General features: G+C 41.8%; 1 protein-coding gene. It reads right to left on the bottom strand.

Annotation, left to right across the window (positions count from 1 at the left end; translation table 11 throughout):
* Positions 1–1063, bottom strand: a 1063-nt coding sequence (locus COV43_01920; GenBank protein PIR26394.1) for a hypothetical protein, incomplete at its 3' end; no start/stop codon positions are given.
* Positions 1064–1073 lie beyond the last annotated feature (10 nt).

The raw sequence follows: 1073 nt of genomic DNA, 5'->3' as shown, positions 1-1073 counted from the left end.
CGAGGACTGCAATGAGCTTGTTGCCGGCGTAAACATTGTGCACCAAAAGTTTATTGCGAATTTCAAATAAACTTCCAACGTAGTAGGTATCTTCACTTCCCGCATCGCCTTTATTCACGCGCTTAAACACTCGTTGCCCAGAGGCATCATAAACATATTGCGATGACCATCCATTTTCCAAAGTCACTTGGCTCATGCGATTACGTGCGTTGTACTGATAAACCCTTCCTCTGCCGAGCGTTACGTTTCCGTTTGCATCGTACTGAATGGGAGCGCCACCTACACTGGTGAGTTTGTGTGCATCTTCATATTGATACGTAGCACCAAAGCTTTCATCATTGCGCAGCATGTTGCCAATGGTGTCGTAAGAAAAATGTGTGCTTTGCCGCTGCTCCCAATCGTTAGCCGTTTCATACGAACGCAAGCGATGAAGGTCATCATATTGAATATTTGAAATTCCTGTATTTAACTCTGGGCCATTATGTTCATCTGAAATAATTTTTATATTTCTTACAGCATCATATCCAAAGGCAAGATTTCGGTATTCCGTTTCTTCATCACCTGGTTTGACGGTTTGAATCTGGCGGAGACGATGGCTGCGATCGTAATACTGATAGCGATCTTCGGTACTGTCTCCATATGTTTCTCTGGTCAGTTGACCCAGCTCATTATAGTCACGCTCTGGATTTATGATGTAATAATTTTCCAAACTTCGAGCTTCACGCACTCGATTTAGTTTTCCTGAAGAGTCATAAAGATATTCGAGTTCAAGTTGCCCTTTTGGATAGTGAATGAAAGATAATCGGCCATCATCATAATACTTAAATTCTGTTTCATACGTAGCATTAAGACCCGCCATCAAACGTGCTTGTTTCTTGAGGTTCCCGTTTTCGTCATAACTAAACTTCATGCCACCAAAAGTATCTGTAACTTGATACAGTTCACCTTGTCTCACTGAAAATTGTGCTCGGTCTTCGGGTGCTGCTTCATCATAAAAATACTGAAGATGATCTTCTTCATTTCCGTTGGCAGCATAAGATTGGTTGTGTGTTAAGCGATTCACATCATCATAC

The sequence above is a fragment of the Deltaproteobacteria bacterium CG11_big_fil_rev_8_21_14_0_20_42_23 genome, from assembly GCA_002796345.1.
Taxonomy (GTDB): Bacteria; UBA10199; UBA10199; order 2-02-FULL-44-16; family 2-02-FULL-44-16; genus 1-14-0-20-42-23.
The sequence above is the reverse complement of the archived record's forward strand: the minus strand, read 5'-3'. Positions and strand labels throughout refer to the sequence as shown.